This window comes from Exiguobacterium sp. SH31 (assembly GCF_001816105.1).
GTDB lineage: Bacteria > Bacillota > Bacilli > Exiguobacteriales > Exiguobacteriaceae > Exiguobacterium > Exiguobacterium aurantiacum_A.
In genome coordinates this window covers 1-795 of the sequence record NZ_LYTG01000036.1, presented here as the reverse complement: position 1 = coordinate 795, position 795 = coordinate 1, and the positions used below count along the sequence as shown (strand labels likewise).

General features: G+C 50.7%; 1 protein-coding gene. It reads right to left on the bottom strand.

What is annotated here, in order from left to right; all coding sequences use genetic code 11:
* Window positions 1–12: 12 nt before the first annotated feature.
* Window positions 13–729: a peptidoglycan DD-metalloendopeptidase family protein gene (locus tag A6395_RS05940; RefSeq protein ID WP_071398313.1), complete on the bottom strand. Its 717-nt coding sequence runs from the start codon at window positions 727–729 to the stop codon at window positions 13–15.
* Between the last annotated feature and the right edge of the window lie 66 nt (window positions 730–795).

Below are 795 nucleotides of genomic sequence, written 5' to 3'. Positions count from 1 at the left end.
AAAGTGTGTTTTTTAGAATAACGTATACGGATTGACGCTGTTGGCGGCTGTCGAGCCGCTATAGACGTACTTGTTTTTATGAATCTCGAAGTGGAGATGGCTCCCGAACGAGTTGCCGGTATTCCCGATCGTCCCGATGTTCGCGCCTTTTGAGATCGATTGGCCTTTGACGACGTTCAACCGATCCATGTGGGCATAGACGCTCGTGTACGCTTGGCCGTTGATCGTATGCGAGATCATGACGTGGTTCCCGTAGGCGCCATAGTTTCGGGCGACGATGACTTGACCGGAAGCGGCCGCTTGGATCGGTGTCCCTTTGGCGGCCGCGATGTCGATGCCGTTATGGAACGTGTAACCGTACTTTCCGCTCGCCGGGCCATACCCTTGCGACAATCTGCCTTGCGCCGGCATGATGAATTTAGCTGCCGTGGCCGTTTGTAACGCCGTACCGCTATATTTTTTGACATATGTACTCGCTACATATTTCGTGCTGCCGTTGTAATTGATTTTCGTCCATGAGCCGGTCGCCCCTAGATACGTGAACGATTGACCGAGCTTGGCGCTGCCGACCTTTTTGTAGGCGGTCGATGGACCCGTCCGCACGTTCAAGCTGTTCGTTGTGATTTTGACTTTATAAGAAGTGGCTGCTTCTACCGGTGTTGACGTTTGAAGCGTCAAACCGGAAACGAGAAGTGCGCCGAGAGTAATTGTCATTAATTGTTTTTTCATTTTTTGGTAAATCCTTTCGGTCAGTTAACAGGGCGACGGAACGATGTTTTTCTTAACCTTCTTTAG